This window comes from Streptomyces aureus, assembly GCF_000725495.1.
GTDB lineage: Bacteria > Actinomycetota > Actinomycetes > Streptomycetales > Streptomycetaceae > Streptomyces > Streptomyces aureus_B.
In genome coordinates this window covers 376,454-400,557 of sequence record NZ_JNZD01000004.1, presented here as the reverse complement: position 1 = coordinate 400,557, position 24,104 = coordinate 376,454, and the positions used below count along the sequence as shown (strand labels likewise).

The window sequence follows — 24,104 nt, the reverse complement described above, 5'->3', positions numbered from 1 at the left end:
GGTGGGTCAGTCGCGGCCGACCGAGGGCGCGATGTCCTCGGACTCCTCCCGGGGTGCCGCGCCCGGCGAGAGGGCACGGGTAGCCGCCCGCGCGGCGGACGTACCGCAGAACGCGGGCTCCAGGGCGCGGTACATGGTGTTGAGCACGGTGGTGTTGTTGGAGGTGTTGGCCAGGGCGGTGAGGCTGCGCTTGCCGTCCTTCGTGGTGAACGCGTACGTGTAGTACCCCTGCACGGTGCCGGTGTGTCCGTACACGGAGATCCCGCACGACAGGTCCCGGCGGCGCAGCCCGAGGCCGTAGGACGTGGTGCTGTTGACCCGGGTCCACTTCGTCATCTGGGTGAGCTGGGCGGCGGACATGAGCTTGCCCCGCAGCAGCGCCGAGAAGAAGACGTCCAGGTCGTGCGGTGTGGAGATGATGGCACCCGCGCTCTGCGCCCAGGAGACCGTCTGCCGGGTGGAGTCCACCGGGGCCCCGCCCGCCGTGTCGGACGTGAGGTAGCCCTTGGCGTAGCGGCCCGGGATCGCGGTGTCGGGATGCACGTAGAAGGTGCCGGTCAGGTTCAGCGGGGTGAAGATGCGCTGCTGGTACTCGGTGGCGACCTTGTGACCGGTCAGCTTCTCGATCAGCATGCCGGCGACCACGAAGTTGGTGTTCGAGTACGAGTACGCGGCCCCCGGGGCGTTGGTGCGGGGCTTCGCCAGCGACAGCCGTACCAGATCGCGGTAGGTGTACACCTTGTTGCGCACGGCCTCGAAGCCGGAGACGGACCGGGCGAACATGTCGTTGGTGTAGTCGTACAGCCCGCTGCGGTGGCTCAGGATGTGCCGCACGGTGATCCGGTCGTCGGGCAGCAGGCCCGGCAGATAGGTGTTGACCGACTTGTCGAGCTTCAGTCTCCCCTCGTCGACGAGCTGAAGCAGCACCACGGTGGAGAAGGTCTTCGTGACGCTGCCGACGCGGAACCGGTCGTTCGTGCTGATGGTCCGTCCGGTGGCCCGGTCGTCGACGCCCTCGACCAGCCGGTGCACGGTGCCGTTGTCGTCGATCCGCGCCATCGCGCCGGGCGCACCCTGGGAGCGTGCCGTCCGCAGGATCGCCCGCAGGCCCGCGTCGTCGGGCGCGGCGGCGGCCGAGGCGACCCGTGCGGCGCCGGGGGGCTGGGGCGCGCCCGCCGGGGCCACGGCCTGGGCCGGGGCCGCCAGCAGGGACACCACGACCGCGCCCAAGGCCGTGCCCGTAACCGCCGTTGCTGAGACCATCTGCTTCTCCCGAGTGCCATCTGCCGGTTCGACGCGCCGGCCCGGACCGCGCCGCGGACGCGGGCGACGGCACCATCTGTACGCGCTGAAGCGGCGCGTGGGTTGCAGGGCACGGGGATGGAGCGGAAACGGCGGGCCGGAATCGGCGAATTGGCGGAAAGCAGCGCACGACGTCCCTCGCACCGGCCTCCGAGTACCGCCCCCGCGCACCGACCCTCCGGATTCCGGGCCCCGACCACAGGCCCTCCGGATTCCGGGCTCCGACCACCGACCGTCCGCACTCCGGGCCCCGACCACCGCCCCTCCTCGCACCGGCGCCCTGCGCCGGGCCTCAAGCACCGGCCCCGTACGCCGCGCAGCCCGGCGGGTCTGCGGCGAGGGCCGGTGTCGGTTCAGCCGCCGAAGAGCTGGGTCCAGTACATGCCCGCGCTGCTGCCGCCGGCCAGGCCGATGCCGATGTGGGTGAAGTCGCGTTTGAGGATGTTGGCGCGATGGCCGGGGCTGTCCATCCAGCCCTGGACCACCTCGGCGGGGGAGCGCTGCCCGCAGGCGATGTTCTCGCCGATGGCGCCCAGGGTGCAGCCCGCGGCGGCGGCCCGGTCCCACGGTTGACCGCCCTCGGGGGAGGTGTGGGCGTAGAAGTCGCGGGCCACCATGTCGGCGCTGTGGGCCTGGGCGGCGGTGGTGAGCGTCGCCCAGGCGGTGAGGGGCGCCAGACCGGCCCGGGCCCGCTCGGTGTTGGTGAGCGCGACGACCTCGCGTCTCCAGCCGTCCAGGCCCGTAGGGCTGAACGGCGTCGCCCACAGCGCGGTCCAGTACAGGTCGCCGGTGCGGGGGTCGGCGACACAGGCCAGACCGGCGTGTTCGTGGACCGGGTCGCACAGGGTGCGCCGCGACCCGTCCGCGGAGAGGCAGTACTCGACGAACTCGTGCGGGGTGCGCGGCCCGGAGACCAGGTGCTCGCCGACGGTCAGGTACGCGTAACCGGCCGCGAGGACGCGCTGGTGGACGGAGACGCCGTCAGGGCTTCGCGCGGCGAGCAGGCCCTGGGCCGCCATGGCACCGGCGTGTGTCCGGGCCGCGGAGGTCAGCCGGGCGTCGAGCCGGACGGGCGGTGAACCGGCGGCGGCGCGTGCGGCGTTCACGGGCCCCAGGAATCCCTCCGGGTCGGGGCCGCCTCCCGGTGTCCCCGGCGATCCGCCCCGGGGACCCGAGGCCGGTCCGCCACCGGGCCGGCCGGCCGGGGCGGAGACCCGTGCGGGGGCCCCGCCGGGGCCGTGTGTCCCGGACGCGCCCGGGACTCCGGCCGGTGGCGCGGTGTCCTCGGTGACGTCGACCCCGAAGTCCCGGGCGATCCCCGCGAGTCCGTCCGCGTACCCCTGCCCGAGGGCCCGGAGCTTCCACGCGGCACCGCGGCGGTACAGCTCGGCCAGGAGCAGTACGGTCTCCCGCTCCGTCCGGGGCGGGGTGAACCGGGCGAGGGCGCGGCCGTCGGACGCGGTGACCCGGACGGTCGGGGAGGGCAGGCGTCCGAGGGGAGTGGCGGGATCGGCGGGGCTGACGACGAGGGTGACGCGGGACGCTCCGGGCCGCAGGCGCCGCGGATCGACGGTGAGACGCTCCCCGGCCAGCCGGACGCCGGGCGCCGCCGGCTGGTTGTAGAACACGAAGTCGCCGTCGCCGCGCACCTTGCCGGTGTCGTCGGTGACGAGCGCGGACACGTCGAAGGGGCCCGGGACCCGGAAGGTCAGGACTCCCTCCGGCAGGGGCGTGTTGCCCCCGGGAACCAGTTCGCTCATGCCGCCGCCCGTCGCTGTCGTGGTCCGTGGCCCCCGCGCGGGGCGGGGCACGGGCCGTCGACCGCTCAACGGACCGGTGGCCGCCCGCGGTTCCCGGGACCTACCGCTTGCGCGTCCCGTCCGTGACGGCACGGGTGCCGCGCGGGGCGGGGGCGGCGCCCGGCCGCAGCGGTACGGCGGGGGCGGCCGCGCGCAGCGAGCGCAGGGCGAGCAGCAGGACGCCGATGTCGTCCAGGTAGACGGGGTCGGGCAGCAGGTCGGTCGGCAGCAGGAGATAGGCGACGGCGCCCCAGAACACCCAGCGGGGTCCGGTCGGCAGTCCGGCCCGCCGCAGGTCGCGGCGGGTGCGCACGAGCCGGCGCAGCAGCACCACCGCCACCGCGAGCGCGGCGGCCGCGAGGACCGCGCCGATGACGAGGACCAGGGTCCACGAGGTCGAGTCCATGCGTCCGCCTAAGGGAGGTCGTCGGGTGCGCTTTCCTCCCGTGTGCCCGCTCGCGGCCCGGCTATCGCCCGGGGCGGGGCCGTCCGGGTGTTCGCCGGCTCAGTGGCCGGGGTCGCGGAGGCAGATGACGAAGTCGTCGAAGACGTGCCGGCCGGGCCGGCCGGCGACGGACCCGACGGCCCGGCGGATGTTCAGGAGCTGATCCGTGGTCATCTCCAGCGGCGGCTCGTCGGGCTGATAGGTGGTGCGCACGGGGTAGTCGCGCCCCGGCTCCCGGCTCATCTCGATGTGGCAGCCGAGGACGTGGGTGACCGGGCGGCGCGCGCAGAAGTCGATCAGCCGGTCGACGGTACGGGTGAAGGCGGGCCAGTCCTCCACGTACAGGCGTCCGGGGTAGACGGTGTCGCCGGTCAGCAGGATTCCGGTCCAGGGGTCGTAGAAGGTCACCGCGGCCCGGTGGTGGCCCGGTGTGGCCAGGCATTCCAGCACCCGGCCGCCGAGGTCGATCCGGGCGACCGCGTCGGGGTCGTCGTGGAACCCGAAGTAGTCCCAGGCGCCGTCGAGGGCCGCGTCCACGACCTCGGTGCCGGGACGGCCGGTGAACTGGCCGTCGCCGGCGACGTGGTCGCCGTGCGGATGGGTGTGCAGCACCAGCAGCCCGTAGTCGTCACGGGGGTGTTCGGCCAGCCAGGACCCGACGACCTCGTCGACGACCCGGCGCAGCGGGAAGTACTCGGCCGAGGCCGTGGCGCCCGTGTCGATCAGGACCGCACGCTCGGTCCCGAACAGCAGGAACATGAAGGGCGCTTCGTAGTCGATCGCCTTGTTCTGGCGAAGGATCACCGTGTTCTCGTCGTAGGCGTGGACCTGGATGTCGGGGTCCGTGTTGTGCTTGGCGGAGGGTGAGCCGTGGATCCACCGCACGTCGAGCGGTGCGGCCGTCGCGCGGTCCTCGTCCGCACCGGCGCCGGTTGTCTGCTGCCCGGCACTGTCCACGCCGTCTCCCTCGTCTCGGTCCCGTCGGGCCGGTGACGGGGCCCGTGACCTCAGTGTCGCGTGTGCGCGTGGTCCACGAGCGCCTGGGACACCGTACGGATGCTCCGGGCTATGTGCTGGAGCTGCATCACCTCGGCGGCGTACATCTTGATCGAGTGCTCGATGACGCCCTCCTGCAGCCCGAGGCCGGGCAGCTCGCAACGGGCGGTCTGCAGCGCCGTGCGCGCGACCCGGATCTCCTGCTGCACCTGGAGGTGCGCGTGGCGGGCGAGCAGGACGGGGTGCTTGTGCAGCACGGGGTAGCTGGCGTAGCGGCTCGGGACCAGCTCGCGCAGCCATTTCACCGCCGATCGCTCCCAGTCGAAACTGCCGGGGGTCTTCACCTGGCACGGCCAGTCCGAGGTGATCGGTGAGTACGTCAGGGCCATGTTCATCGCTTCCGGGGTACGTCGGCGGGGACTCTGGGGGCGGCCCCGGCATAGGGGTACCGGGACCGCCACCACGGGTCTCGCCGGGCGAGACCCGCTCGAACACCAGGGACCCGATGCGGGTAGGAGCGGACGGCCCCCGGTGCTCATGGGTCGTGACCTGGAAGCCTCCGGGGCACGATCCGAAAGAAGTATTTATATATGCCGCCGGAAGCGCAAGGACATGAAAACATTCATGCGTGCTTTGATGTGAATGATCCCTTGATGCCGTGGTGGGAGCGGGTACGGGAGAAAGGCCCCTGCAAGACGCGGGGCGCCGACCGGGCCGGGGGCCGGCCGATCCGGGCCGCTGCCGGGCCCGGGATGCCGGAGCGGGGTCAGTCCCTCAGGAAGAACTGGTGCTGCTCGGCGACGTGCTCGTACTCCTCCAGGCGCGCCTGGGTGCGCTCCGGGTCGGCGTCCGTCATCGCCTGCAGCAGCGCCGCGGACAGCACCACGGGGGCCGCGTAGGAGTCGAAGACGAGCCGGGAGCCGGTGCCGGTGGCGAAGGTCACGTCGGCCTCGTCGGCCAGCGGGCCGAGCCCGAGGTCGGTGATCAGGGCCACCTGGAGACCGGCGCTGCGGGCCACCCGCATGGCGGTGAGCGTCTCCTGGGCGTGCCGGGGCATTCCGAAGGCCAGGACCCAGCTGCCGCCCGCCTCCCGCGACTGGAGCAGCGCGTCGTAGGCGACGGAGCCGCCGCGGGTCACCACCCGGACGTCCGGGTGGATGCGACGGGCGGCGTACGCGAAGTACTCGGCCAGCGAGACGGAGATCCGCAGCCCGAGGACGGTGAGCGGCGCCGACTGCGACAGGGCCCGGCCGACCCGGATGATCTGGTCGGGGTCGGTGAAGTCCCGGCGCAGGTTCTCCAGGTTCTCGATCTCGGCGTCGACGGCGGCCTGGAGCTCGTTGCTGGTGACCTCGGCCGGGGTCCCGGGCGCGCTGCCCAGGGTGCTGAGCGCGATGGCCTGGAGGCTCTCGCGCAGCGCGGGGTAGCCGCTGAAGCCCACCGCCGCCGCGAAACGGGTCACGGAGGGCTGGCTCACGCCCACCCGCTCGGCCAGATCGGTGATCGACAGGAAAGCGGCTTCGGTGATGTGTTCGATCAGGTACTGGGCGATGCGCCGCTGGCCGGGCGAGAGCCGGGGGCCGTCGAACAGCTCCCTGAGCTGGGACGTGGGCGCGACGCCCGCCTCGGGCGCCGTCTTTCCCGAGGTGATCGCGGATGCCTGGGCGCGTGCCTGCTGCGGCGATGGCACCGGTGCGCCTCCTTCATGTCCCACGAGAACTCAACATAGCTCACGGACCTTTCTGACCTGGGCCGGTCACGGCGCAAGCAAGGTGTGCGTTCCTCGTTTCGTACGTGATCGGGGGGTACTCGGGGCACTGTCGCGGCGTGCTCGTCCGCGGGCGCGTCCGCCTGTTCGCCGACGCGAGGGAGAGGGTTTTCATGAGCGTGCAACAACTGCCCGCGTCCACGGTCCACGTGATGCTCGGGGACTGTTCCGCGGCCGACGCCAAGACGGTGCTCGGTGTCCTGTGCGGCCGCTTCACCGCGGACCGCGAGGGCGCCGACGAGCCCCACGAGTCGGGCAGCGGGCGGCCCACGGTGTGGACCGTGCTCTTCGACACCGCCGCCGAACCCGGCAGTGGTGCCGGGTCTGTCCCGGAACTTTCGGGGCAGCCGACCGTGGAGGCACAGGGTGGCCCCCGGGCGACACAGCGTCTGCGGGAGGCCCTCGATGCCGCCTTCACCGTGCACGAGCTGGGCACGGAGGCCGGTGACCAGGAGGTACAGATGAAACTGAGGCTGGATGCGAAGACCGCGCACGAGACGCGGTCCGTGTGAACGCCGGGGCGGTGGCCCGCGGCCAGGAGATCGACGCCCGTCGTGCGGCGACCGGTTCGGCGCGTGAGGGAGCGGCCCGGGCCGGGCTCGCCGCCCGGGGGGTGATCTACGTCCTGGTCGGCCTGCTGGCCCTGCGCATCGCCTTCGGCGACAGCGGCGGACGGCAGGCGGACCGGGGCGGCGCTCTTCAGGAGATCGCCACGAAGCCGTTCGGGGCGGTCCTGCTGTGGGCGCTCGGTGCCGGGCTCGTCGGCATGGCGCTGTGGCGGCTCTCCGAGGCGCTGTTCGGTGCCGCGGGGGCGGACGGCGGCAAGGCCGGCAAGCGTCTGGCGTCGGCCGGGCGCTGTGTGTTCTACGGGTTCGTCGCCTACTCCGTGCTGGCCTTCGCGGCCGGCGCGCGCGGCAGCGGCTCGGGCGACCGGCAGTCCCGGGACGTGACGGCCAAGGCCCTGGGCATGCCCGGCGGCCAGTGGATCGTCGGCGTCGCCGGGGCGGGCCTGGTCGTCGCGGGCGGCTGGATCGCCGTACGGGTCGTGATGCGCAAGTACCACAAGCACCTCAAGCTCGCCGAGATGTCGCGTCGGGTCCGCCGTGCGGTCGACACGACGGGTGTGGGCGGCGGGGCCGCCCGGGGTGTGGTCTTCGCGGCGGCCGGGGTCTTCGCGATCCGTGCCGCAGTGAAGTACCAGCCCGACCAGGCGAAGGGCATGGACGGCACGCTGCGGTCCTTCGCCTCCGCGCCGATGGGGCCGTGGCTGCTGGCCTGCGTCGCCGCGGGGCTCGTCCTGTTCGGGCTGTTCTCGTTCGCGATGGCCCGGTGGCGGAAGGTGTGAGCCGCGCCCCGGCCGTGACACGGGGGGTGTCCGCGCCGTGGCCGGCGCGGACACCCCCCGTTCCGGTGGGACCGGCCGGGGCCGCACCCCGTGCCGATGGGAACCGTCAGGGCTGCGCGGCGAGCGCGAAGCTCTGGGCGGCCGAAGCGTCGCAGCCGCGCTGGGTGAGCTGGACGCCGTTCGTGGCGGAGCCCGCCGCGCTCAGGCACTTGCCGCTGTGGCGGGCGACGAAGTGATAGCGCCCGGTGCCCTCCCGCACCGGCAGCCACTGCTGGTTCGTGCCGTTCGACCAACTCCACAGCTGGAGCGGGGCGTTGTCGGCGGCCGAGCGGTCGGTGACGTCGACGACCTGCTGGGGGTTCAGCCGCAGGGCGATCCGTGTGTAGCCGCCGTCCGTCGGACGGAACTGGAACTGCTGGGCCCCAGTGCCGTTGCAGGCGTACTGCTGGACGGCGGTCCCGTTCGCCGTTCCGGCCGAACGGGCGTCCACACAGGTTCCGTTGCCCGATCCGGCCAGGGTGTACCAGGCGGTGTCGGGGATCGGGTCCGCCGGTGGCACCGTTGTGCCGGCCCCGCCCAGCCACTTGATCCCGTCCAGCAGGAAGCGGTTCTGGTTCGCGCCGGCGAACGTCGACGACAGGGCGGTGTTCGTCGCGTAGTCCATCGCGTTGTGCCCGAAGTTGGCGTACAGCATGCGGTACTTCGTGTTGGTCCACAGGATCGGGTAGTAGCCGCTGTTCCAGGTCTGGGCGGGGTCCGTGCCCAGCGGGAAGCTGCTCGGGTCGACCGACGCGAGGATCCTGATGTCCGGGTTCTGCCGCAGGTCGTTGGACCAGCTGTACCACTCGCTGACCGACGAGGTGAAGGTGGCGGGCAGGTTCGCGGTGGCGGGGTGGGTGCGGTCCTCCACCTTCAGGACGGCGGTGGTCGGCCCCCAGGTGTTGGACTTGAAGTTCCCGCTGCCCAGGAACTGGTCGTGGTACCAGGACCAGCTCTGCGCGTCGGTGGTGAAGGCCGAGACGTGGAAGCCCATCCACCCTCCGCCCCCGCGCATGTACTGCTCGAAACCGGCGCGCTGGGCCGCCGTCTGCGGCAGGTCGTCGAGGAACAGGACGACCTGGTACGCCTTCACTCCTCCGTCGGCCAGCAGGTCCCAGTCGTTGCTCGCGGTGTAGGTGAAGCCGTTCGCCGCGGCTTGGCGCGGGAACCAGTCGTTGGCCTCGTGGACGAAGCTGATGTGCGCGGCGTCCCAGGTGCCGTTGTAGAGGGCGAGCACCTTGAACGGGGCCGCCGCCGTGCCCGCGTGCGCGGCGGGCGGCGCCGTGAGGCCGAGCAGGGCGGCCAGCAGGACGAGGAGCCGCAGGACCCCGCGTGCCGGTACGGACGGGCCGATGCGCATCCGGGTCTCCTTCCCGTACGAGTCATGGGTGGTCACGGGTAGCTGACGAGGTCGGCGACGTTGGTGGACGAGTTCGACGGACCGCCCCGGTCGTTGATCACGTGCCGGATGGTCCCGGTGCCGCCGAGGGACACGGTCACCATGTCCTTGAAGCGCACGTTCGCGTTGTCCGGCGCCTCGATGGCGTGCTCCGCCGCGACGGAGGGGTTCACGTTGAAGTAGCAGTAGCTGCCGAAGCCGTACACCTGATGGCTCGTCACGGACGGCGCGACCTTGTAGGCGGCGTAGCCCTGGGTCGAACCGCTCATCCAGGCCGCCTGGTTGGGCGGGTCGTAGGGCATCTCGTTCTGGTAGAAGTACGTGCGGCCGCCGTTGCCGTTCCAGACGGTCTGGTACTTCTGGTAGTGCTCGACGAACAGCCCGTACATGGTCACGTCGTCACCGTTCACCACGAGACCGGTGTCGGCGGTGTTGCTGGTCCAGCCGACCCCGCTGCCGTGGTCCGCGCGCCACAGCCACAGATGGTCGCCGATCACGTCGTCGCTGTTGACGGTCAGGCTCGTGGTCGCCCTGCCGACGCCCGCGCCGCCGACGCGGAAGAACACGTCGTGCAGGGAGCTCGGGTCGGCGCTGTGGTCCGCGGAGGAGCCGCCCGGTCCCATCTCCAGCAGCTGCGCGGAGTTGGTGGTGCCCGCGTCGATCAGCAGCCCGGCGAGCTGGACGCCGTTCACGTCGGCCACCGTCATCGCGGTCACGCCGTTGTCGGGGACGAGGGTGGCGAGACCGAGACCGAGGACCACGGTGTCGGCCCGGGTGACCCTGAGCGTCTGGTCCAGGTGGTAGACACCCGGCGTCACCAGCAGGTTCTTGCCCTGGGCCAGCGCGTCGTTCATCTGCGCCGCCGTCGCGCCCGGCTTGACGACGAAGAAGTCGGAGAGCGGCAGGGACGTGCCCGCCGGGGTCCCCGACCCCCAGCTCGTGCCGCTGGAGTCGGTGCGTACCGCCGGCACGAACACCTTCCAGGCGCCCGCCGTGTCGACGTACAGGAAGGGCTTCTCACGGGAGACCGGTGTCCGGTCCACCGTCGTGTAGGGAGGGTTCGGGAAGCTGTTCGCGGGGGCGTTCCTCGCGCCGACGAACACCATGTTCCAGTTGGACCCGGTCCAGTTCGACCACTCGGTGTTCCGGGACAGCCACTGCTGCTGCGAACCGGAGTTCACCTGGCCGTCGACCTTCGTGTCGGCCATGTAGCCGCCGCTGGACCAGCCGCCGTCGTCCAGAGCCAGGTTGCCCCGCAGGTGCATACGGCGGTAGGGCGCCGCCTGCGACACCGCCCAGCGGTCGGATCCGGACGGGGGAGTGACCGACAGGTTCTCCGCCGAACGCCAGAAGTTCTGGGTCGCGTTGCCCTGGAACCAGTCCGCCTCGGCGTGCACGGTGCCCCGGATGGTGACGTCGTCGGGGGACAGGCCGAGTCCCGCGACCTGGGTGTAGAAGCCGACGTTCGCGTTGGCGGCGTAGCTGCCCGGCTTGAAGAGGAAGGCCTTGCGGGCCGTGCCGAACTGGTTGGTCTCCTGCTGGGCGAAAGCCGCGTCGAGGCTGCTCTGGACGGTCGCCGCCGGTGTCGACGGGTCGAAGACGGTGACGTTCGGGCCGAGGTCCGGTGTCCCGGGCGGCTGCTGGGTGTCCGCCGCGTCGACGCGGAAGGACTGGGCCGCCGTGCCGTTGCAGGTGTACTGCTGGAGCTGGGCGCTGTCGGCGGTGGAGGCGCTCGGCACGTCGAGACACTTGCCGCTGTTCCGGTTCACGAAGTGGTAGGTGCCGCCGGCCTCCGCCACGGCCTGCCACTGCTGGTTGGCGCCGCCGCCGTACGTCCACAGCTGCACCGGCGCGCCGTCGGCGGCCGAGACGCCGGTGACGTCCCAGGCCTTGGTGGTGTCGGCCCGGTTGCCGACCTGGGAGTATCCGCCCGACGTGGCGGCGAACCGCCACTGCTGGGCCTGGCTGCCGTTGCAGGCGTACTGCTGGACCACCGTGCCGTCGGCCGTTCCGGCGGCGCGGGCGTCGACGCACTTGCCGCTGCCGGCGTTGACGACGGTGGCCCAGCCGGCCGGTATCGCCGCGGTCCCCGTCGCGGCTTCGTTCGATGCGGTGGCTCTGTTCGGTGCGGTGGCCGTGTTCTGCGCGATGGCGTTCCCCGAGGCGGCCGTCAGGCCGGACACCGTCGTCGCCACGAGCGCGGTCACCGTCAGCAGCCGGACCGTTCGCCGGCGGCCGGTCCCTCTCCGGGATCCGGGCAGGGGAAATCTGGACATGCGGGACACTCCTGAACTGGTGGGGGGTTCATGTCCGTGAACATGGAATGCATTCATGGAGTCGTGGTTGACCGGTGAACCTAAAGGTCTGCACCAGAGACGTCAAGACATGAAGCAGGGAACCCTTTCAAGTCGCCTGTGGATGGGAGAAGTTGAAAGATTCTGAGGAGTAGGACCGTTGAACTCGGATCGCTTTCACCGGTGTTCACGCACCTGAAGGGATGGAGTGCCGGAGTGAACCGGCCTTTCACTTCTTGAAGAGACGTCAGGCACTGTTCTGCGAAAGGAGAATGGAGAGGATCACCGGGCTGTGCGCAGGGATGGACCGTGAGGTGGGCCGGGTCCGATCCGGCCTCCGGCGCCGGGTCCCGACGGCCTTCGGGGTGTGCTGTTCCTTACAAGGTGATGACATGGGGGCGAACCACACCCGCCCCACCCGCATCTCAGGGCACTCTGGTTCCGGGTCGGCGACTCCTGTCCCGGAGAGACATGGAGACCCGCCGGCCACCGCGCCGACCGGCACCGCCGGTTCGTGTCCCGCGGCAAAGGAAGCGGCAGCCGTGGAACAGCGCCCCGGAACACCCCCGGGGCGCCGTGCGTGCCGGGCGCGGACACCGGGCCGTTGCTCCGCCGGAGGGACCCGGCTACTTCCAACGGCCGAGCGAGGCGGGTCCGCCGTCGCCGACCTCCGGCGGGAGTGATTGCCTCGGTGCGGGGCCGCCGGACCCGAAGCCGCCCCGGCCGCGGCGGACGGAACCCGCCGACGGCCCGGGAACCGGCGCCGTGCCGAGCGGGCACGCCGGTCGCGGGACGAGCTCCCGGTTCCCGCACACGGCGCACCGACGAACGGGAGACGGCAGTGACCTCAAGCATGGACACCGGTGCGCAGCTGGCGACGCTGCCGCTGCTGCGGGGCCAGAAGGCGCTGGTGACCGGGGCGAACTCCGGCATCGGACTGGCGACCGCGATCGCGCTGGGCCGGGCGGGCGCCGACGTGGTCGTCAACTACGTCTACGGGCAGGAGGCCGCCGAGGACGTGGTCCGCCAGATCCAGGGCTTCGGCGTGCGGGCCTTCGCCTGCGAGGCGGACGTGTCCGACGAACGCCAGGTCGTCGGGATGTACGCGCGCATGCTGGAGGAGTTCGGCACGATCGACATCCTGGTGGCCAACGCCGGCCTGCAACGGGACGCGCCGGTGACCGAGATGACCGTCGAGCAGTGGCACAAGGTCATCGACGTGAACCTCACCGGCCAGTTCCTGTGCGCCCGGGAGGCCAGCAAGGAGTTCCTGCGGCGCGGCGTCGTGCCGGAGGTCTCCCGTTCCGCCGGGAAGATCATCTGTATGAGTTCCGTGCACCAGATCATCCCCTGGTCCGGGCACCTGAACTACGCCGCGTCCAAGGGCGGTGTCCTGATGCTGATGCAGACGCTGGCGCAGGAGCTCGGTCCGCACGGGATCCGGGTCAACGCGGTCGCTCCCGGAGCCATCCGCACCCCGATCAACCGCAGCGCCTGGGACACCCCCGAGGCGGAGGCCGACCTGCTCCGGCTGATCCCGTACCGCAGGGTCGGCGACCCCGACGACATCGCCGCCGCGGTGACGGTGCTCGCCTCCGACCTCATGGACTACGTCGTGGGCACGACCCTGTTCGTCGACGGCGGTATGACCCTCTTCCCCGGCTTCGCCACCGGCGGCTGAGACGCCCGCGACCTCCCCCCGGCCGGCCCCCGGCGCGGCCCGGACCTTTGGCCCGCCGCACCGCCGCGGGCCGCTGAACGGGTGCGTTCGGCCGAAACGACGGGCAGGGAGACAACCGTGACGGACAATCAGATCCTGCAGGGCCTCGGACTGATCGTCGTCCTCGCCGTCGGTTCCCAGATCCTGGCGAGCCGGCTGCGCATCCCCGCCCTGATCATCCTGCTGCCGGCCGGCTTCACCGCGGGCGCGCTGACCGACATCGTCGACCCCGACAGACTCCTCGGCGACGCCTTCTCCCCGATGGTCTCGCTCGCCGTCGCGGTCATCCTCTACGAAGCCGGGCTCGGCCTGGACATCAGCCGGCTGCACGGACACATGCACCGGGTCGTGGTGCGGCTGATCTGGATCGGCGTCCTGCTCACCTGGGCCGCCACCGCCGCTCTCGCGGTGCCCCTGCTCGGCATGTCCAAGAGCTCGGCGGTGATGCTCGGCGTGATCCTCGTCGTCTCGGGGCCCACCGTCGTCGGACCGCTGCTCCACTTCGTGCGCCCGACCGAACGCCTCCAGCGCATCCTGATCTGGGAGGGGTCGCTGATCGACCCGGTCGGCGGCATCCTCGGCGCGCTGGTGTTCCACGCCGTCGTGGCGAGCGGCAGCAGCGGTCTGGGGGGCAAGATCGGCCAGTTCGCGGCGAGTTCGGCGGTCGGGCTGATCGGGGGCGCGGTCGGCGCCGCCGTCCTGTGGCTCCTGCTCAGCCGGCTGCACCTGGGCGAGGTGCTGGGCACGACCGCGCAGCTCGCCGCCGCGGTCGGCGTGGCGGCCCTGTGCGACGCGATCCGGGACGACACCGGGCTCATCGCCGCGGTCGTGATGGGCATGGCCCTCGCCAATCTGCCGGGCGTCTCCCTCCCGGCCCGCCGCCCGTTCCTGGAGACCCTGGTCTCGCTGATCATCGGGCTGCTGTTCATCTCGATCTCCGCCACGGTCACCCCCGCCTCCCTGCGGCACGTCGTCCTGCCCACGCTCGCGCTCGTCGCCGCCCTGGTCCTGGTCGTCAGACCCGTGGTCGCGCTGCTGTCCACCGTGCGGACGGACCTGCACCGCGGCGAGCGGGCGTTCATCGGCTGGATGGCGCCCCGCGGGATCGTCGCCGCGTCCACCGCCTCGACCTTCTCCGCCACCCTCGTGGCCGACCACGTCGGGGGCGCCCAGAAGATCCTGCCCGCCACCTTCCTGGTGATCGTCACCACGGTGACGCTCTACGGACTGAGCGCGCATCCTGTGGCCCGGCGCCTCGGCGCGCTGCGCCCCGCCCGGGCCCGCCCCCTCCTCGTCGGCGGCGACCCCTGGGCGATCGACCTGGGCCGGGCCCTGAGCTCCGCCGGCCTCGACGTGCTGATGTGGGCCGGACGGGAGGACCAGCGCGACCTGATCCGGGCCGCCGGACTGTCCCTCGCACCGGGTGAGCTGCTCGCCGCGGCCACCGGCGAGGGGGCGGAGCTCGAAGGGATCACCGGGGTCCTGCTGCTCACCGAGGAGGACGACTTCAACGCGCTGGCCTCGGAGACGCTGCGCGGCACGGTCGACGGGTTCGTCCACCGGCTCGGTCCGCCCGGACGGAGCCACGGCGTGGTCGCCCCCTACGCGCGGGGAGACACCCTGTTCGGGCCCGGGCTGACCAGGCCGGAGCTGGCCCGCCGCTACGAGGCCGGCGCCCGGATCGTCTTCCGCCCCGTCGAGGACGGCGTCCCCGGGGGGCACGCGCTGCTGTTCCTCGTACGCCCCGACGGGCGCCTGGACCCGGTCACCGAAACCCACACCCCGAGCCCGGGGGGCCGGGACACAGCCATCCTGCTCGGTCCGGTGAGGACCGCGGGTCCGGTGCCTGCGGGCTGACGGCGACGGCCTGGTCGGGGGCCCGACGGCCTGGCCGGGGTTCGGCGGGCTGACGGCGACGGCCGCGGCAAGGGCCCGGCCCTCCTCCCGGCGGGCCCGTCCGGCCCCTGTCCGACCCCAACGGGCCAGTGCGGATTGCGGTCCGCCCTCCGGCTGGATCTCATGGTTGTCATGCAGCCACAAGCTTCCGAGCCAGACGACCTCGTACCGCCGATGGAGCGCTCGCACTGGGTGGCCTTCGCCGGAATCCTGCTGATGGTCAGCGCCCTGTTCAACCTCCTCACCGGCTTCGTGGCGGTCTTCAACCACGGCTACTACTCGAAGGTGTACTCGGGCGGCAACCGTCTGCTGATCCTCAACTACACCGCCTGGGGCTGGATCTTCGTCGCCGTCGGCATCGTCATGGCCCTGCTGAGCCTCGGCGTGCTGGTGGGCTCCCGGGGGGCGCGGCTGGCGGGCATCTGCCTGGCCGTGTTCGCCCTGGTCGCGCAGATGATCTTCCTGCCGGTCTACCCGTTCTGGTCGCTGTTCACGATGCTCGTGTCCCTGCTGGTCATCTACGGACTGCTGGCGGAGCCGAAGCACGTGCACGGGGCACGGGTGTAGCGGCGGCACCGGTCGGTCCGGCTCCCGGGAGCGGTTCAGTCGCCGAGCGCGGTCCGGTCGGATCACCTGCCGGGCGCGCCCGGTCAGTTCAGCTCCCGGTAGCGGTCGAGCGCCTCGTCCAGCGTGTGGGCGGCCATGATCAGCGACAGATGGGTGAACGCCTGCGGGAAGTTGCCCAGCTGCTCCCCGCTGGGGCCGACCTCCTCCGCGAACAGACCGACGTGGTTCGCGTACGTGTGCATCTTCTCGAACGTGTAGCGCGCCTCGGCCAGCCTGCCCGAGCGTGCCAGCGCGTCCACGTACAGGAACGTGCACAGGCTGAACGTGCCCTCCGAACCGCGCAGGCCGTCGGGGGAGGCGGCGGGGTCGTAGCGGTAGACGAGGCTGTCGGAGACCAGGGTCCGGCCCATCGCGTCGAGGGTCGACAGCCAGGTCGGGTCCTTCGCACCCAGGAAGCCGACCCGGGGGATGAGCAGGAGCGAGGCGTCCAGGACATCCCCTCCGTAGTACTGGACGAACGCCTTCTCCTGGTCGTTCCAGCCGCGCTCCATCACCTGTTCCAGGATGGCGTCCCGCGCCTTCGTCCACAGGGCGGTGTCCGCCGGCCGGCTCCAGTCGCGGGCCAGCCGCAGACCGCGGTTGAAGGCGGACCAGCACATCACCCGGCTGTACGTGAAGTCCTTGCGTCCGCCCCGGGTCTCCCAGATGCCCTCGTCCGGGCGGTCCCACTGGGCGGCGAGCCAGTCCAGGGCGCGGGAGACCGCCTTCCAGCCCGCGTAGTCGGCCTGAATGCCGATCTCGCGGCTCTCCGAGAGGCCGTAGAGGGCCTCGCCGTAGATGTCGAGCTGCAGCTGGTCGGCGGCGGCGTTGCCGACGCGAACGGGGAAGGAGCCGCGGTAGCCCTCGAAGTGCTCCAGGATCTCCTCGCCGTCCAGCGGGGTGCCGTCCACCCGGTACATGATCTGGAGCCGCTCGCCCTCCTGGTCCAGGCGTTCCATCAGCCGTTCGCGCAGCCAGTGGGTGAACGCCGTCGCCTCCTCGGTGAACCCGAGGTCCAGCAGGGCGCGCAGCGACAGGGCCCCGTCCCGGACCCAGGTGTAGCGGTAGTCCCAGTTGCGTTCGCCGCCGACCTGTTCCGGCAGCCCCATGGTGGCCGCGGCGACCGGGGCCCCGGTGGGGGCGTACGTCAGGAGCTTGAGGGTGATGGCGGAGCGGTGCACCATGTCGGGCCAGCGGCCCCGGTAGCGGGAGTTGCGCACCCAGTTCTGCCAGAACTCGACGGTCGCCGCCAGGTCCTCCTCGATCCCGGGCACGCCGAGGGGCGGCGGGGGCGTGGCGTCCGGACCGTCCACGGTGAACACGGCCGCCGCGGTCTCGCCGGCCTTCAGGGTGACCGTGCTGCGGACGTCCTGGCCGTCCCGCTCCAACGGGAAGCTGCTCTGCAGGAAGGCGGTCGTCCCCGGGGCGCGGAACACGGCGCCCTCGGCGCCGAGGGCGAGTTCGTGGGCGGCCCGTCCGTAGTCGAAACGGGGGCGGCACTCCAGGGCGAAGTCCACCGTCCCGCGCACCGTGCGCACGGTGCGGACGAGGCGGTGACGGGCGGAGGGGGTCCCGGAGAGGTCGGGTTCCATCCAGTCCAGGACCTCGCCCACCCCGTCGGGCGACATGAACCGGGTGACCAGGACGGCCGTGTCCGGGTAGTAGAGCTGCTTCCAGGTGCCTTCCGGGTGGGAGGGCGCGAGCCGGAACCAGCCGCCGCGGTCGTGGTCGAGCAGCGCGGCGAAGATGCTGGGGGAGTCGAAGCGCGGGGCGGCGAACCAGTCCACGACGCCCTTGGCCGAGACCAGGGCGGCGCACTGGAGATCCCCCACCAGGCCGTGATCGGCTATGGGCGGATAGCGGTCCATGCTGATCCAATCTCGAGGATCCAGGCCTTTTCACTATCCGGCATGCCGGGCCGGGGCGCTTCTTCTCCCGGGGCTGCGGCCGGACCGAGGGGCTGCGGGCTGGGAGGCGGCCGTCCGGAGAACCGTCCGAGGGCCGCCCCGCCACCCAGGGCGGAGGCCGCGCGGCCTCCGAGGGCGCGCGGAGCCGGGACGTCCGGTTCGGCCTGCGGGAAGTGGCAGACTGGCGGGCATGGACGAGCGCGCATTCGACAGGTCGGGCCAGCATGCTTCCGTCATCGGTCTCGGCACCTGGCAACTGGGGGCGGACTGGGGCGAGGTGAGTGACAAGGACGCGCTGGCCGTGCTGGAGACGGCGGCCGAGTCGGGAGTGACCTTCTTCGACACCGCCGACGTGTACGGCGACGGGCGGAGCGAGGAGACCATCGCGACGTTCCTGCGCGGCCGTCCGGACCTGCACGTCATGGTCGCCACCAAGATGGGCCGCCGTGTCGACCAGCTCCCGGAGAACTACGTCCTCGACAACTTCCGCGCCTGGAACGACCGTTCGCGGCGCAACCTGGGCGTCGACCGTCTCGACCTGGTCCAGCTGCACTGCCCGCCGACGCCCGTGTACTCCACGGACGCGGTCTACGACGCCCTGGACACGATGGTCGAGGAGGAGCGGATCGCGGCGTACGGCGTGAGCGTCGAGACCTGTGACGAGGCCCTGGCCGCCATCGCCCGCCCGAACGTGGCCGGCGTCCAGATCATCCTCAACGCGTTCCGGATGAAGCCCCTGCGCCAGGTCCTGCCGGCGGCCCGGGAGGCGGGCGTCGGCATCATCGCCCGCGTCCCGCTGGCCTCGGGGCTGCTCTCGGGCAAGTACACGAAGGACACCGTCTTCGACGCGGACGACCACCGGACGTACAACCGCCACGGCGAGGCCTTCGACCAGGGCGAGACCTTCTCCGGAGTCGACTTCGCGACGGGGGTGGAGGCGGCGGCCGAGTTCTCCGCCCTCGCCCCCGAGGGGTACACGCCGGCGCAGCTCGCGCTGCGGTGGATCGTCGCGCAGCCCGGCGTGACCACGGTCATCCCCGGCGCCCGGTCGCCCGAGCAGGCCCGCGCCAACGCGGAGGCCGCGAAGCTGCCCCCGCTGTCGCGCGCGACCCTGGACGCCATCGACGACCTCTACGAGCGCCGGATCAAGGAGCAGGTCGAGAGCCGCTGGTGACCCCGCGCGGGGACCCGGAGGCGTATCGCGTCCTCGGGTCCCCGCGCCACCGGCCGCCGGGTCTCAGGCCCCGCGCCTCAGGCCTTGGGAGCGCGGGCCGCCAGCGCGTCGAGCCCGCGGTCGTGCACGCGACCGAGCACCAGCACCGAGACGGTCGCGCCGATCAGGGCGCAGAACATGTCCCACTGGGTGTCCCACACATCGCCCTGGGTCGCCAGGAAGGCGTCCGCGCCATGGCCGCCGATCACCGCGGCCGCCCACTCGAACATCTCGAAGAGGGCGCTGAAGGCGAGGCACGCGCACACCGTCAGCGGCGCCAGCCACCTGCTGCCGCGCAGCGGGGACGTCCGGCTGAGCACCTCCCGCACCAGGACCGCCGGCACGAAGCCCTGCATGAGGTGCCCGAACCGGTCGTACGGGTTGCGGTCGAGCCCGAACGTGTCCCGCACCCAGTCGCCCAGCGGCACCCGGGCGTAGGTGTAGTGGCCGCCCGCAGCGAGCACCAGGGCATGCGCGGCGAGGAGGCAGTACAGCAGGCTCGTCATCGGGAACCGCCGCCGCAGGAGGACCACCAGCGGCAGTCCGAGAAGCACCCACACGGTCTCCAGCAGCCAGGTCGTGCCGTCGTACGCGTGCCAGGCCGAGACGGCCATGCCGAGGATCACGACGGCCAGGAGCACGCCCGGCAGGACCCTGCGCGCGGCGCGCCCGGAGGCGCCGTCGTGCGGACGGGGCGATGCGAGGGCTGATCCGAGCATGACAGGCTCTCCTTCTTCGAGGTGACCCCATCGTGGTGGAGCACCTAGGGCACCGGCATGAGTACCCGTACTCACCCGGGCCGCCGCACCGGAGCCCGCGAACCCGTATCGGGCGCACGGGCGCACGGGCGCCGGACTTCGGGCCGGCCGGCGGTTGGCCGGCCAGCCGCCGGCGTGGGTGCTCAGTCCCGGTCGGCCGCCCCGCGCAGGGCCGCGATGGCCGTGCCGATGGCCTGCTGGAGCTCCTCCAGGCGCTGCACCATGTCGTCCTCGTAGATGTCGTCGGCGTCGTCGAAGGTCAGCTCCTCGAACACCTTCGTCGCCTTCTGCAGACTGCTGTAGAACTTCGTCCGGCGTTCCTGGACGCGCAGTTCGGGGTCGGCCTCCACCGTCTCGACGACGAGGTTCTTCATCGTGTCGTAGGCCTCGGTGGCCCACTCGCCCGCGTCCTCGTGCTCGTCGAGCTCGTCGAGCAGGGACAGGTGCCGCTCGGCCTCGGAGCGCAGCTCCGCGGGAGCGTCCAGCGTCTGTCCCGCGGGTGTCCTGATCTGGCCCTTCTCCGCGATCTGACGGACGTAACCGATACGGTCGGCCGCCCTGTTCTCGGTCGCGACGGCCTTCTTCAGCTCGTCCGTGCGGGCGATGTCCCGGGCCAACTCGGTCTGGAGCTCCGGGTCTTCCTTCACGCGGTCCAGCAGGGCGGCGCGGGCGGCCTTCGCGGTGGAGGGGTCGGCGAGGATCGCGGCCCGCAGCGCGGTCGGGTTCTCGGCCACCTCCAGGGCCTTGGTGGGGCGGATGCCCTCGGCCTCGGCGGCCTCCGTGATGGCGGCGCCGCGCTCGGAGGCGGCGCTGGAGCGGGAGGCGTAGTAGGCCGACCAGGCGTCGGAGTCCGGGAGTTCGACGTCCGCTCCGGGCTCCAGGACCTCGAAATGGGGGACCAGTCCGTCGTCGGCGGCCCTGTCCCAGGCCTTGTAGTAGCGCATGACGCGCTCGGGGGAGCATCCGGCCAGCTCGGCGAACTCCTTCGCGGACACCTTCCGCGTGTCCTCGGCGGACTGGCCGCCGGGACGGACACTGCGCGCCACCTTCAGCGCGAAGGCCCAGCCACCGTTGCGCGCGTAGGCGCCGAAGTCGCGCGCATCGCGCTCGATGAGGTCCGGAACGCCGGTGTGCTGGACGGCGTCTTCGGACGAGGTGATGGCTGCAGTCACCGGGAACTCTCCTGGGGTGGTGGGGCGTTGATGTCACGGAGGATGAAGCTATGGCCTAAGGTCTGCGTGGAATCAAGGAAACACGCGTAGACCGCGACCGGCGCGGTCACCCCAGTAAATCCGAAATGTGCAAGCCAGAAACGACGCGATGTGATGACCTTCACCCCGATGTGGCAGAAAGTGATGAATTCCTTACGGCCATGTCACGTACGGGTGTGTATTGGCCATCGCGCGACCGCGGGAGGATCTTTCGTGCGACCGTTCACTCTCAACTACGCCCGGCCCTCAGGGCAGTCGGCCGCAATACCCCCGTACCACTTCGACGTGTCCCTTCAACTGAACGTGCTGCCCGACGGCAGACCGGCCGTCAGCGACCGCGCGCTGCTGATGGCGACCGGCACCACGACCTCGACGGCCGGGTCCCAGACGCACTTCGACGACTGACGGATGCCGCGCGCATGACGGTTCTCATACTCACGGCCGAACAGGACGTCACCGCCGACATGGTGGTGGCCCGACTGCACGAGCGGGGCGTGCCCATGGTCCGCCTCGACCCCGCCGACGTGCCGGGCAAGGCGGTGCTCTCGGCCGACTACGCCCACGGTGACTTCGACGGCTATCTGTCGGTCAACGGCCATGTGCTCAGCATGGGAGGCCTGCGTTCCGTGTGGGTGCGCAGGCCCGGTGAGCCGGCCGCCCATGCCGCGGAACCCTCCGCGTGGCTCACCGCCGAGACCAGGCAGGCCCTGTTCGGCATGCTCTACTCCGCCTCGACCCGCTGGATGAACCACCCGCGCCGGGCCGAACAGGCCCGGCACAAGCCCTGGCAGCTACGGGTGGCCCACAGCAGCGGATTCGCCGTGCCGCCCACCGTCATCACGACGGCTCCCCGGGTGGCCGAGCAGTTCGTCCAGGAGCACGGGGACGTGGTCGTGAAATCGGCCTCGGGGCCACCGCCGGGCCAGCCCCCGGCGGCCCTTCCCACCACTCTGGTCGGACCGGGCACGGACTTCTCCGGTGTGGCGGCCGGACCCGCCCTCCTCCAGCGCTACATCCCCCGGCGCGCCGACATCCGGCTCACCGGGATCGGCACCCGGCTCTTCGCCGCCCGCAAGGCGGCCGAACCCGGTCAGGTCGACGGCCGGTTCGGCGAGACGGAGAACGGCTGGGAGCCCACACCGGTGCCCCACCGCATCGCCCGCTCGGTCCACGACTACCTCGCCTTCACCGGACTCGCCTACGCGGCCTTCGACTTCGCCGAGGACGCGGACGGCATCTGGTGGTTCCTGGAGTGCAACCAGGGCGGCCAGTTCGGCTTCATCGAGCTGGAGACCGGACAGCCCATCGCCGACGAGGTCGCGGTGTGGCTGGCGCAGCGGCGGGCGGGACTGCGTATCCCGGAAGGACACTGACATGACCACCTGGTGACGAACGGTCACTGCACGCCCGTCCGGAAGGAGTCGAAGACCACCTTCAGCGCCTGCCGGTCGGCGGCGCTGTCCCAGTCGTCCGCCGGAGTCGTCCAGCGCAGCGAGAAGCCCCGGTGGCCGCCGATGAGGAACCCACGGCCCAGGGTGCGCACCCGTACGCCCTGGGACACGGAGTACCACTCCATGTCGGCGCCCTTCATGCCGTGATAGGTGACGGGCCGGATGGCGCCCACGCGTTCGTAGCCGGTGGACGAGGCGCTCAGGGACGGCTCCAGGGCGCTCCAGACCGCGACCGGGTCCGGTCCCAGCTGGGTGCTGTAGGTGACGGCCAGGGTGCGCGGATCGCCGCTCGCCCCGAAGGTCACCCGGTAGGCGAGGTCGTCGGAGGACTGGGTCTCCACCGGCTTCCAGCCCACGGGCAGGGCGACGGCGAAGCCCTGCGGCGCCCGGTACAGGGAGAAGCCGGACGGCAGCGCGGAGGAGGCGGTCGGGGAGGGCGAGGGGGACGGCTTCGCGGACGCCGTGGGCGCCCGGCCCGAGGGCGTGCCGGCCGGGGCGGGGGCCGCGGACGGCACCCGGCTGGCGGACGGCGACGGCGCCCGGCCGGACGCGGAGGCGTCCGACCCGCCCGGCAGTCCGCCCATCGCGGCGAAGACGCCGACGGCGGCGACCGTCACGGCGAGGGCCGAACCCAGCAGCACCGGCCGGCCGGAGGCCAGGCCTTTCCCGGTGCGGCGCCCGGGGTGTCCGGGGCCCTCGCCCTCCGGGCCGGGATCGCGCCGGTCCCCGGCGGGATCGAGGAGATCGGGCAGCGGTTCCGGCGGTGTGACCTCCTCGAAGTTCTGCCGGAGGATGCGCGTCAGCGATTCGCGGACGACGGCCTCGGGCACCCGCTCCACCGGGTCCCAGCGCAGCAGGCCCGTGATGGCGGGCGCGAGCGGCCCCGCCTTCCGCGGCTCCCTGACCGGCAGCCGGTCCACGGCCCGGAACGTGGCCTCGGCGCCGCCCCGGTCCTGGACGAGCGGCCGCCCCTCGACCAGCGCGTAGATCAGCGCACCCAGCGACCAGAGGTCCGCCGCGGGGGTGGTGACCTCGCCCCGCGCCTGCTCGGGGGAGGCGTACGAGGGTGCGGTGACGCGGGGCGCGGCGGCGGAGGCCCGCAGACCGAACCCGGTCACGGTGACCGTGCCCTGCTCGTCCGTCCACACCTGGCTCGGGCCGAGTTCGCCGTGGACGACACCCTCGCCGTGCGCCGCGGTGAGGACGTCGAGGACGTGGAGCCCGACGGCGGCCGCCCACACGTGATCGCCGGGAACGGGACGGCTCCGCAGGAGGTCGGCGAGCGGGGCGCCCGGGGGGCGCTCGGTGACCGTCCAGAGGAACCCGGGCCCCTCGACCACGTCGAGGACCGCGGCCACCCCTCCGTGGCAGGCCGGGCCGAGCAGTCCGGCGACGCGCAGGATCCGGTCGGCGGCGGGCTCCGGCGCCTCCTCGCCCGGCTGCCCGGCGGCGGTCGACCGGGTCAGGACGACGGGCCGTCCGAAGGCGGTGTCCTCGCCGTTCCACAGGACCCGGCCCTCCTCGCTCAGAAGGACGTCGAGCAGCCGGTATCTCCCGGCGATCAACTCGCCCGCGGAGTCTTGCGCCTTGGCCATCGTCATCCCTCGTCGTGTACCGGACACTCGCCTTTCCCAGAAGTACGCGGGAGGTGACGAAGAGTGTTCAACGGGAGAGGGCTGGAGATGAGTGTTTTTACCCGGCCACGTCGAGGTCGCGCGCCCGTACGAACAGTTCAGGACGGTGTTCCCCGGCGGTTCACCGTGTCGACGGGCGGCCGGGGTAATGGCCCGGGACCGGTCACGGTCTTCAACTCCCCATTCAGTAAAGGGAGTTGAGGCAGGAAGGAAAGCTTGGGGCGTCGCGGCCGGGAATCGTGGGTCCCGGTGCCGACGGGACGTGGACACCGGCGGGCCGCCCGGGAAAGATGCCAGATGCACACAATGTCCGACGCTCGC

The 24,104-nt window shown here is 72.0% G+C and carries 20 protein-coding genes; 8 read left to right on the top strand and 12 right to left on the bottom strand.

All coding sequences use genetic code 11. The features are described from left to right. Window positions 1-6 precede the first annotated feature (6 nt). The 6 genes from IO36_RS07910 to IO36_RS07885 form a co-directional block, all read right to left on the bottom strand. Window positions 7-1,263, bottom strand: coding sequence for a serine hydrolase domain-containing protein (locus IO36_RS07910; protein ID WP_037617596.1), 1,257 nt, complete (start codon window positions 1,261-1,263; stop codon window positions 7-9). A 392-nt stretch (window positions 1,264-1,655) separates the two neighbouring features. Continuing rightward, on the bottom strand, window positions 1,656-3,062 hold the full coding sequence (locus IO36_RS07905; RefSeq protein ID WP_037617595.1) for a CAP domain-containing protein: 1,407 nt from the start codon (window positions 3,060-3,062) through the stop codon (window positions 1,656-1,658). Window positions 3,063-3,162: 100 nt separating this feature from the next. After that, window positions 3,163-3,507: a DUF1232 domain-containing protein gene (locus IO36_RS07900; protein WP_037617594.1), complete on the bottom strand. Its 345-nt coding sequence runs from the start codon at window positions 3,505-3,507 to the stop codon at window positions 3,163-3,165. A 99-nt stretch (window positions 3,508-3,606) separates the two neighbouring features. Further along, a complete protein-coding gene (locus tag IO36_RS07895; protein ID WP_078943063.1) occupies window positions 3,607-4,503 on the bottom strand; it encodes an MBL fold metallo-hydrolase in 897 nt (298 codons plus the stop codon). A gap of 50 nt (window positions 4,504-4,553) precedes the next feature. Continuing rightward, entirely contained in the window at window positions 4,554-4,937 is a 384-nt protein-coding gene (locus IO36_RS07890) for a hypothetical protein (RefSeq protein ID WP_037617592.1), read from the bottom strand. 371 nt (window positions 4,938-5,308) lie between these two features. Next, window positions 5,309-6,232 carry a MurR/RpiR family transcriptional regulator gene (locus tag IO36_RS07885; RefSeq protein WP_037617591.1) on the bottom strand — a complete coding sequence of 308 codons (924 nt, stop codon included), beginning with the start codon at window positions 6,230-6,232 and terminating at the stop codon, window positions 5,309-5,311. A 191-nt stretch (window positions 6,233-6,423) separates the two neighbouring features. Between IO36_RS07885 and IO36_RS07880 the strand changes: the two genes are divergently transcribed. Continuing rightward, on the top strand, window positions 6,424-6,822 hold the full coding sequence (locus tag IO36_RS07880) for a hypothetical protein (RefSeq protein ID WP_037618450.1): 399 nt from the start codon (window positions 6,424-6,426) through the stop codon (window positions 6,820-6,822). Continuing rightward, a complete protein-coding gene (locus tag IO36_RS07875) occupies window positions 6,819-7,655 on the top strand; it encodes a DUF1206 domain-containing protein (RefSeq protein ID WP_051900155.1) in 837 nt (278 codons plus the stop codon). The genes IO36_RS07880 and IO36_RS07875 overlap by 4 nt, the downstream gene beginning before the upstream one ends. A 106-nt stretch (window positions 7,656-7,761) precedes the next feature. On the opposite strand, the gene IO36_RS07870 is transcribed toward IO36_RS07875, so the two are convergent. Together IO36_RS07870 and IO36_RS07865 are read right to left on the bottom strand one after the other, a co-directional pair. Continuing rightward, on the bottom strand, window positions 7,762-9,054 hold the full coding sequence (locus IO36_RS07870) for an RICIN domain-containing protein (protein ID WP_037617589.1): 1,293 nt from the start codon (window positions 9,052-9,054) through the stop codon (window positions 7,762-7,764). 32 nt (window positions 9,055-9,086) lie between these two features. Next, window positions 9,087-11,369, bottom strand: a complete 2,283-nt coding sequence (locus IO36_RS07865) for an RICIN domain-containing protein (protein WP_078943062.1) — start codon at window positions 11,367-11,369, stop codon at window positions 9,087-9,089. Between the two features lie 871 nt (window positions 11,370-12,240). Here IO36_RS07865 and IO36_RS07860 point away from each other — a divergent pair. The 3 genes from IO36_RS07860 (at window position 12,241) to IO36_RS07850 (ending at window position 15,570) form a co-directional block, all read left to right on the top strand. Next, a complete protein-coding gene (locus tag IO36_RS07860) occupies window positions 12,241-13,068 on the top strand; it encodes an SDR family oxidoreductase (protein WP_107065656.1) in 828 nt (275 codons plus the stop codon). 117 nt (window positions 13,069-13,185) lie between these two features. Further along, complete coding sequence (locus IO36_RS07855) at window positions 13,186-14,964, top strand: cation:proton antiporter (protein WP_037617587.1); 1,779 nt, start codon at window positions 13,186-13,188, stop codon at window positions 14,962-14,964. 171 nt (window positions 14,965-15,135) lie between these two features. Continuing rightward, window positions 15,136-15,570 (top strand): DUF7144 family membrane protein, encoded by a 435-nt coding sequence (locus IO36_RS07850; RefSeq protein WP_158997270.1) that lies wholly within the window; start codon window positions 15,136-15,138, stop codon window positions 15,568-15,570. An 83-nt stretch (window positions 15,571-15,653) separates the two neighbouring features. Here IO36_RS07850 and IO36_RS07845 read toward each other — a convergent pair whose 3' ends face one another. Next, window positions 15,654-17,477, bottom strand: a complete 1,824-nt coding sequence (locus IO36_RS07845) for a glycoside hydrolase family 15 protein (protein ID WP_037617585.1) — start codon at window positions 17,475-17,477, stop codon at window positions 15,654-15,656. A 229-nt stretch (window positions 17,478-17,706) separates the two neighbouring features. Here IO36_RS07845 and IO36_RS07840 point away from each other — a divergent pair, with 229 nt between their 5' ends. Then, window positions 17,707-18,690, top strand: coding sequence for an aldo/keto reductase (locus IO36_RS07840; protein ID WP_037617583.1), 984 nt, complete (start codon window positions 17,707-17,709; stop codon window positions 18,688-18,690). Between the two features lie 77 nt (window positions 18,691-18,767). On the opposite strand, the gene IO36_RS07835 is transcribed toward IO36_RS07840, so the two are convergent. Continuing rightward, window positions 18,768-19,343, bottom strand: a complete 576-nt coding sequence (locus IO36_RS07835; RefSeq protein ID WP_051900248.1) for a DUF2238 domain-containing protein — start codon at window positions 19,341-19,343, stop codon at window positions 18,768-18,770. 287 nt (window positions 19,344-19,630) lie between these two features. Then, on the bottom strand, window positions 19,631-20,659 hold the full coding sequence (locus IO36_RS07830; protein ID WP_037617581.1) for a hypothetical protein: 1,029 nt from the start codon (window positions 20,657-20,659) through the stop codon (window positions 19,631-19,633). 252 nt (window positions 20,660-20,911) lie between these two features. On the opposite strand from IO36_RS07830, the gene tgmA reads away from it, so the two are divergent. Continuing rightward, the gene (tgmA, locus tag IO36_RS07825) at window positions 20,912-21,103 is read left to right on the top strand and encodes a putative ATP-grasp-modified RiPP (protein WP_037617579.1); all 192 of its coding nucleotides are present in this window, start codon (window positions 20,912-20,914) and stop codon (window positions 21,101-21,103) included. 14 nt (window positions 21,104-21,117) lie between these two features. Then, entirely contained in the window at window positions 21,118-22,071 is a 954-nt protein-coding gene (gene tgmB, locus IO36_RS07820) for an ATP-grasp ribosomal peptide maturase (RefSeq protein WP_037617577.1), read from the top strand. Window positions 22,072-22,094: 23 nt separating this feature from the next. Here tgmB and IO36_RS07815 read toward each other — a convergent pair whose 3' ends face one another. After that, window positions 22,095-23,744: a protein kinase domain-containing protein gene (locus IO36_RS07815; RefSeq protein WP_051900246.1), complete on the bottom strand. Its 1,650-nt coding sequence runs from the start codon at window positions 23,742-23,744 to the stop codon at window positions 22,095-22,097. Window positions 23,745-24,104 lie beyond the last annotated feature (360 nt).